Annotated in this window: 4 protein-coding genes and 1 pseudogene; 4 read left to right on the forward strand and 1 reads right to left on the reverse strand. The window is 46.1% G+C overall.

Features of this window, described 5'->3' with window-relative positions:
* Window positions 1-108: 108 nt before the first annotated feature.
* Genes POTG_RS18710 through POTG_RS18725 form a run of 4 tightly spaced genes read left to right on the forward strand, consistent with a single transcriptional unit; the run spans window position 109 to window position 7,728 of the window.
* Window positions 109-2,739 carry a type I restriction-modification system subunit M gene (locus POTG_RS18710; protein WP_036646227.1) on the forward strand — a complete coding sequence of 877 codons (2,631 nt, stop codon included), beginning with the start codon at window positions 109-111 and terminating at the stop codon, window positions 2,737-2,739.
* Window positions 2,733-3,944, forward strand: coding sequence for a restriction endonuclease subunit S (locus tag POTG_RS18715; RefSeq protein WP_009226421.1), 1,212 nt, complete (start codon window positions 2,733-2,735; stop codon window positions 3,942-3,944). The genes POTG_RS18710 and POTG_RS18715 overlap by 7 nt, the downstream gene beginning before the upstream one ends.
* Entirely contained in the window at window positions 3,931-7,029 is a 3,099-nt protein-coding gene (locus POTG_RS18720; RefSeq protein ID WP_036646229.1) for a type I restriction endonuclease subunit R, read from the forward strand. The genes POTG_RS18715 and POTG_RS18720 overlap by 14 nt, the downstream gene beginning before the upstream one ends.
* Window positions 7,030-7,728 carry a M48 family metallopeptidase gene (locus tag POTG_RS18725; protein WP_009226423.1) on the forward strand — a complete coding sequence of 233 codons (699 nt, stop codon included), beginning with the start codon at window positions 7,030-7,032 and terminating at the stop codon, window positions 7,726-7,728.
* Window positions 7,729-7,818: 90 nt separating this feature from the next.
* Here the strand turns inward: POTG_RS18725 and POTG_RS18730 are convergent.
* A pseudogene (locus POTG_RS18730) lies at window positions 7,819-8,520 on the reverse strand (IS256 family transposase); the annotation flags it as partial.
* Between the last annotated feature and the right edge of the window lie 90 nt (window positions 8,521-8,610).

The following is an 8,610-nucleotide window of genomic DNA, read 5'->3' on the forward strand; positions in this document are numbered from 1 at the left end:
GTGATATTAAATAAGGCCTGTTGCTGGTATAGAACATAAAGTAATTGAGAGAGAACACAAGTCACCAAGTCACATTAGTGTTTGCAAAGCAAAAGCGAGGAGAATTTTATGGCAGTCAAGAAAAGTGAATTATATAGCTCCCTGTGGGCAAGCTGCGATGCATTAAGAGGTGGTATGGATGCATCACAATACAAGGATTATATATTGACCCTCTTGTTTGTGAAGTATGTTTCAGACAAGTTTAAGGGTGTTGCTTACGGTGACATTGAAGTTCCCGAAGGTGGCAGCTTTGACGATATGCTCGCGCTCATTGGCAATAAGAACATCGGCGAAGAAATGGACAAAATTATCGCCAAACTTGCTGAGGCCAACAACCTCAGAGGAGTTATTGATAACGCGCACTTCAATGACGAGGACAAACTTGGCAAAGGCAAGGAGATGGTCGATAAACTGAGCGAGTTACTCGGCATATTCCGCGACCTAATGCCAGACTTCAGCCGCCACTCCGCCGACGGCGACGACATCATCGGCGATGCTTACGAATACCTTATGAGGAACTTCGCCACCGAAAGCGGGAAGAGCAAGGGGCAATTCTATACCCCATCCGAAGTGTCGCGCATCCTTGCTAAAGTCGTTGGAATTGAGCATGCCAAAGCGGGAGATACCACTCTGTACGACCCAGCTTGCGGTTCTGGTTCCCTACTAATCCGAGCAGCCGAAGCTGCCCCAGTCGATGTAGCCATATACGGCCAAGAGAAAGAAGGCACCACAGCAGGTCTTGCCCGTATGAACCTCGTTCTGCATAACCGAGCGACCGCCGAAATTAAAGGTGGTTACAGTACGTTCTCCGACCCACAGTTTAAGAATCCTAACGATGACGGGGCGTTGCGCCAGTTTGACTTTGTGGTCGCAAATCCTCCCTTCTCCGATAAGAACTGGACACACGGCTTGAAAGAGTATGGACGATTTGATGGTTACGGTGACCGACCGCCGCGGAAAAATGGTGATTTCGCTTGGCTACTCCACGTTATTAAGTCGCTGAAGCGAAACGGCAAGGCGGCGGTCATACTTCCCCACGGCGTATTGTTTCGTGGCAATGCAGAGGCGACTATAAGGCAATCACTGATTGATAAAGGTTTAATCAAAGGCATTATAGGTCTGCCTGCGAATCTATTCTATGGCACGGGGATACCCGCCTGCGTTATTGTCATCGACAAAGAGAACGCCGACGAGCGGGACGGTATATTTATGATTGACGCGAGCCGCGACTTCATAAAGGACGGCAATAAGAACCGGCTTCGTGAGCAAGATGTTTATAAAATCACGACGGTGTTCAATCAGCGGATTGAATTACCTAATTACTCACGCTTTGTACCATATGACGAGATAAAGAATAAGAACGCATACAACCTCAACATACCGCGTTACATAGACAGCGGTGCTGCTGAGGATTTGCAGAGCATCGATGGCCACCTAAATGGCGGTATTCCGAGTGTAGACGTTGAAAGCCTGTCGCTTTATTGGGATGCATTCCCAAACCTAAAATCTGCGTTGTTCAAGCCTCTCCGCGATGGCTTTTATTCGCTTGCTGTGAACAAAGACGCTATCCGTGACACAATATACTCCGACTCGGACTTTTCCGCATACGCTAACAAGGTCGAGAATGCCTTTGAAAGTTGGAAGAAGAAAGTTGACGGTAAACTACGCACTGTAGACGGCACAACTAAACCGAAACTGCTGATTGCGGAGATTGCCGAGCAAATCTTGGTGGAATACGAGCCTGTCACACTTGTTGACAAGTATGATGTTTACGAAGTATTGCTGTCATATTGGAATGAAGTAATGTCTGATGACGTGCACCTGCTTGTGCAAGAGGGCTATAAAGCAGTTCGCGACATTGAAGTGTTCACCAAAACAAGCACCAAGAAGAAGAAAGACGGTACGGAGGAAACGAAAACCACCGAAACAGGATGGGATGGCAAACTTGTACCTAAATCCCTTGTGATAGAGATGTTCTTTGCGGAAGAGAAAAAAGCGATTGACGATATCGAAACAATCATCGCGGCGGCTCAAGCCGAACTGGATGAGATTATTGATAAAGCAGAAGACGGTTCGGCAATCAATGATGTTTTGACGGATAAAGGCAAGTTAAACAAAACCGCGTTAAAAGCACAAATTGAAGAGATACGTTCAAGTATTGTGACAGACGAGATAGAGGCATTACTTGCATTGCTTGAATCCGGTTTACCTAAGAAGAAGGAAGTCGTAGCGTTTGTCCGCGCCAATCCGTTGTGCGAGAATGCTGTGACAGATAACGGCACAATCACCGCCGCAAGCATTAAGAAGCGTATTGCGGAAATTCGAGCGAGCACCAATGTGCCTGAACTACACGCAGAGGATTACGCGGTTTTGAGTTCGCTGCAAGAAAAGCAAACTTTAATAGATGAGCAAAGCGCGGTTTTGAAAGACCTGAAATCTGCCCTCGATATGAAAGCACGTGAGCAATACGCCAAGCTGACGGACGAGGAGATTATGGAACTGCTGCTTAACCGCAAGTGGTATCGCTCACTTGTCGGCGGCGTGTATGCGCTGTACACAGCAGTAAGCCACCGCATTGCCGAGCGGGTGACGGAACTCGCCGACCGCTACGAGCGGACGATGCCGGAACTTGAAACCGAAGCCGCCGAACTCGAGAGTAAGGTTAAATCTCATCTAGAAAGGATGGGGTTTGTATGGTAGTGCCGAATGGGTGGGCTGTGAAGCCATTGTTAGAATGTTGCGATTTATTGCAAGGGTTGACATACAGTCCGAGCAATATTCAATCGTATGGTTTGCTTGTGTTGCGTTCGTCAAATATTCAAGATGGGAAACTTGTCTTGGACGATTGCGTTTACGTTAATTGCAGCATTGACGAAATCAAATACGTCAAGCCGAACGATATTCTTATTTGCGTAAGAAACGGAAGCAGTGCGCTGATAGGTAAAAGCTGTGTAATCGACAGGCCGTACAACGCAACTTTCGGTGCGTTTATGTCGGTATTACGCGGTGATACCACAGGTTATCTGGCCCATATGTTTGCGAGTGACGTTGTTCAGCAACAAATACGTAACCGAAGCAGTGCGACTATCAATCAAATAACGAAACGTGATTTCGAGGACATAAAGATACCTATTCCCTTTGATGAGGAAGAGCAGCGTGCCATAGCCGCCGCGCTGTCCGATGCGGATGCATACATTACCGCGCTCGAAAAGCTGATTACCAAGAAACGCGCTGTCAAGCAGGGCGCAATGCAGGAACTACTCACAGGCAAGCGTCGGTTACCAGGGTTTAAGGGTGAGTGGATAGAGAAAAAAATTCACGAAATCGGAGATACAAGTTCTGGCGGAACTCCGTCAAGGTCTGTTCCCACTTATTTCAATGGGAATATTCCTTGGGTTACAACCAGTGAATTAAATGACAATTATATTCGCTCAACGGCAGAAAAGATTACTTCTGAAGCTTTGAATAATTCATCGGCAAAACTCTTCCCAAAAGGTACGGTATTAATGGCAATGTACGGCGCAACTATTGGGAAACTTGGAATTTTAGATGTTGACGCTACTACCAATCAAGCCTGCTGTGCTTTGTTTTTTAACAAGGACATTGATTCGGTATTTATGTATTTTCTGTTGCTATATCATAGAACTGAGATAATTGAACTGGGGAGTGGTGCCGGACAACCAAATATAAGTCAAATGATTATTAGAAATCTGACTTTCACAATCCCACCAACCCTTGCTGAGCAAACCGCAATAGCCGCCGTTCTATCCGATATGGACGCGGAGATTGACGCGCTGACAGCGAAGCTCGAAAAGGCGCGACGCATAAAGCAAGGTATGATGAGTGAATTGCTGACGGGCAGAATACGGTTGGTTGAGGGGGATGTGGACAATGGCGAAAATTAACGAAGCCGAGCGTAAAACACAAGACCGTGTACTCGCATTGTTCCGCGACAAGGCGACACTCGGATATGAGTATTACGGCGATTTGCGTTACCAGATAAACAGTAATGTCATAGCTGAAAAGCTGATGGCTTTCCTCGTAAATAAGCAGAAGTACAGTGTGAGCCTGTCCATAAAGGCTGTTGACGCTCTTGTCCGGGCAGCAGGCAACCTGCAGCAGGGGCTGTACAAGGCGAATCAGGAAGTGTATTCGCTCCTCAAATACGGCGCGAAAATCAAGGAGAACCCCGGTGAGCCGGAAAAGACCGTATATTTTATCGACTGGGAGCACTATCAAAACAATGAGTTTGCCATCGCCGAGGAAGTGACGATAAAGTCGGGAAGCGTACGCCGCCCTGACCTTGTCGTGTATATCAACGGCATCGCCATAGCTGTGATTGAACTTAAAAAATCCACCGTGTCGGTTTCACAGGGCATAAGACAAAACATCTCCAATCAAAATGAGCATTTTAATAAACCGTTCTTCACCACCATTCAGTTCGCCATGGCTGGCAACAGCGGCGAGGGTTTGCGCTATGGCACAATTGAAACGCCAGAAAAGTATTACCTTGAATGGAAAAACGACACCGTCAACACAGAGGCACAACCGCTTGATGACGTTTCGCTTGATATTCTAGAAAAGTGCGAGCACCTCCCGGACAAACTGGATTGGCAATTGTTCAGTATGTTCTACAAACCGCGTTTACTAGACCTGATTCATAACTTTATCGTGTTCGACAAGGGCATTAAAAAAGTATGCCGACATAACCAGTTCTTCGGCATCAAAAAGGCGCAGTTGAAACTCAGTAATAAACAAGGTGGAATTATTTGGCACACACAAGGCAGCGGCAAGACACTGACCATGGTATGGCTGTCCAAATGGATATTGGCGAACAACCCAAATGCCCGCGTCTTGATTGTCACTGACCGTCATGAATTAGACGAGCAAATGGAGAAAGTCTACCGGGGCGTAGACGAGCAAGTTTACCGAACGAGCTCCTGCGCTGACCTTGTGGAGAGATTGGATAAGACTGATAAACGACTGATTTGTTCACTGATTCATAAGTTCGGTGTGCGTAACGGCACGGAAAATAATGAAAACCAAGCGAAAAAATCCGTTGAGCAATATATCAGAGAGTTAAAAGCCGCTTTGCCGCAAGACTTTAAGGCAAAGGGTGATTTTGTCGTTTTCGTGGACGAGTGCCATAGAACTCAGAGCGGGCTACTCCACGCAGCGATGAAAGAGATATTGCCGAACGCAATATTCATAGGGTTCACAGGTACGCCACTACTTGTAAAAGATAAAAAAACAACTATAGAAGTTTTTTCGCCGGGGTATATCCATACCTACAAGTATAACGAAGCAGTCGAGGACGGAGTTGTTCTTGATTTACGGTATGAGGCCCGAGACATAGAACAAATAATCACCGCGCAGGACAAGATTGATGCATACTTTGATGCCAAGACCCGCGGATTAAATGACGCTGCAAAAGCGAAACTTAAGTCTAAGTGGGGAAAAATGCAGAAGTTGTACAGTTCCCGCAAGCGGCTTGAGGTTATCGCGGAAGATATCATGGCCGACTTTGATATCAAGAACCGGCTCGCCGACGGCAACGGCAACGCCATGCTTGTGGCGGATTCGATTTATACAGCTTGCAAGTATTATGAGATATTTCAGTCACGCGGATTCAAACAATGTGCAATAGTTACATCGTTTGTGCCACTTGAAAGCAATCTTCGCACAGAAACCGAAGATGCAGAGGAGTTTGAGAAATACGAAGTATACAAGAAGATGCTTAACGGTCAAACTGTGGAGGACTTTGAAGCTGAGGTAAAGCGGAAGTTCATCGAGGAACCGGCACAAATGAAACTGCTTATTGTAGTTGATAAGCTTCTGACGGGATTTGATGCCCCGCCCTGCACCTATCTTTATATAGACAAATCAATGCACGACCATGGGCTATTCCAGGCAATTTGTCGCGTAAATCGTCTTGACGGCGAGGCAAAGGATTTCGGCTACATTGTGGACTACAAGCAGTTGTTCGAAGATTTGGCAGATGCTCTTAACAAATATACATCGGGTGCATTCGAAGGATATGCTGCTGAGGACATTGAAGGTCTGATTAAAGACCGCCTAGTAGAAGCCAAGAAGCATCTCGACGCAACGCTTGAGGAACTCGACGACCTGTGCGGAGGAGTACCAGCTCCACGTGCCCAGATTGATTACATCCATTATTTTTGCGGCGAAAGTGGAGTAGGCGGCATAGATGACGATTTCTGCTCTCGGAGCCGTGAAAAACTGTACAAACTTGTGAACCGCCTTGTCCGAGAATACTCTGAGATTAAGGGGGATATGGCGAATGCCGGATATACAGATACTGAGCAAGCGGATATAGATAAGCAAGTCACATTCTATATCGCACTGAAAGAAATCATCGGAAACGCCAGTGGCGACTTTATCGACCTGAAATCTTATGAAGCAGATATGCGGCGCCTTATCGATACCTATATCAAAGCAGAAGACAGCCGTAAAATTGGCGAGTTTGATGACTTTACTCTGCTTGACTTTGTCTTGGCGCAGGGAGAGAAACTTGGTGGCGAGGGTAAGGAGGCCGTAGCCGAGGCAATTGAGAATAATATTCGTAAAAAGGTAGTTGAGAAAATACTCATCAACCCAAAATATTATGAGAAGATGTCGGCTATCCTTGATGAACTCATCAAGGCACGGCGTGAGGGCGCGATTGCCTATGAGAAATTATTGGAGAAGTATATTGAACTGGTTAAGAATGCCGAGAACCCTGAAAACAACTCACACTATCCTGAAAACATTCGTCATAGCGGGGCGCTGCGTGCGTTTTACGATAACTGTGGCAACGATGAGGCTCTGGCAATCGCTATTGATAAGGCAGTGCGTGAAAGTAAACAAGTGGATTTTCGGCATAACCCGTTCAAGGAGCGAAGAATTAAGCAAGCTTTGTATAAGTTGTTGAATGACAGAGACGAGGTCGAGCGGGTCTACAACATCGTTGTAGAACAAGGAGAATATTAAATGATGCTAAACATTTCCGGCATACCGGTTGAGGTGTGCAGAAAGAATATAAAGAATATGCACCTCTACGTCAAGCCACCGAACGGCAAAGTAACGGTATCTGCTCCGCTCTCAATGTGCGACGAAGCGATTGAGCGGTTTGTACGGACGAAGGTCAGTTGGATAAAGAGGCAGGTCAGCAATTTCGATAAACAGTTACGCCAATCGGAGCGGGAATATATTTCCGGCGAGACGCTTTATGTTTGGGGCAAGCAATATTTCCTACAAACCCACTACGGTAATAAGAATTCTCTTGTGTTGACTGGTGATAAGGCTTTGCTAACCGTACGTGCGGAAAGCAGCACCGAACAACGAGAAAACTTTATCCGTGAATGGTATCGGGAATTACTGAAAGTTGAAGTAGCGCGTGTATTACCCAAGTGGGAGAAGATAACGGGCTTGAAAGCCTCAAGCTGGCAAACGAAGTATATGACTACTAAATGGGGAACGTGCAATACAAAGACAGGGAAGATATGGATAAACGTACAGCTCGCCAAGAAAACGCCAGAGTGCCTTGAATACGTTATCCTCCACGAACTGGTTCACCTTGTCGAAAGAAACCACAATGAGCGATTCATTTCGCTCATGGACAAGTTTATGCCAATGTGGAGAGAGGTCAAGGTATCGCTGAACGCGCAGACACTGGACTATATGAAATAAAGGGATGGGCCAGAGCTCAACATTGATTTATGTTGGCTCAAGGCTTATCCCTTTTTGTATTTTGAAGTTTTAGTTTACCTTATCAATAGATACGGTGATGATCAGAATATCCTGGACGCCGCGGTTTCTCAAATCGGTCAAAACACCCAACCAGAACTTTGCAGATTCGTTCTCGCCAATCCAAATGCCGAGTACATCTTTATAGCCTTCCAGGTCAATCCCGATGACCATGTAAGCGGCTTTATTGATAATTTGCCCGTCCTGCTTGACTTTGAAATGAATCGCGTCCATGAAAATGACAGAGTAGACCGGCTGCAGAGGGCGATGCTGCCATTCCTTGATCAGTGGCATGATTTTCGCCGTTACGTTCGAAATGAGGGTCGGCGATACGTCAATGCCGTACAACTGATTCAAATGATCCTGAATGTCTCGTGTGCTCATGCCTTTGGCATACATCGATATGATCTGATCCTCGATGCCGGTGACCTGCGTCTGGTGCTTCTTGACGATCATCGGTTCAAACTCGCCGAGCCGATCCCGCGGGACCTCGATTTCGATTTCGCCGTATTCCGATGTTACGGTTTTAGAACTATGCCCATTACGGCTGTTACTCGTCTTCTTATTCTTTACATCATGCTTGGCGTAGCCGAGTTCCGTTTCCAGTTCGGCTTCCAGCATTTCTTGAAGAGTCTCAGCAAACAGTTCTTTTAGCGTTTTCTGAACATCTTCGACGGTCTTCAAGTTGTTCTCTTTGATGAACTGACGAAGTTGATCTTTTGGTAGTAGTTTCATGATGTGTTCTCCCTCAACCTTTCGTTCTCTCTCGATTGTAATAGATTTAGGTTTGAGAGTTTACACAAAATATTTTACAGTCCCTCTCTA

It is taken from the genome of Paenibacillus sp. oral taxon 786 str. D14, from assembly GCF_000159955.1.
GTDB lineage: Bacteria > Bacillota > Bacilli > Paenibacillales > Paenibacillaceae > Fontibacillus > Fontibacillus phoenicis.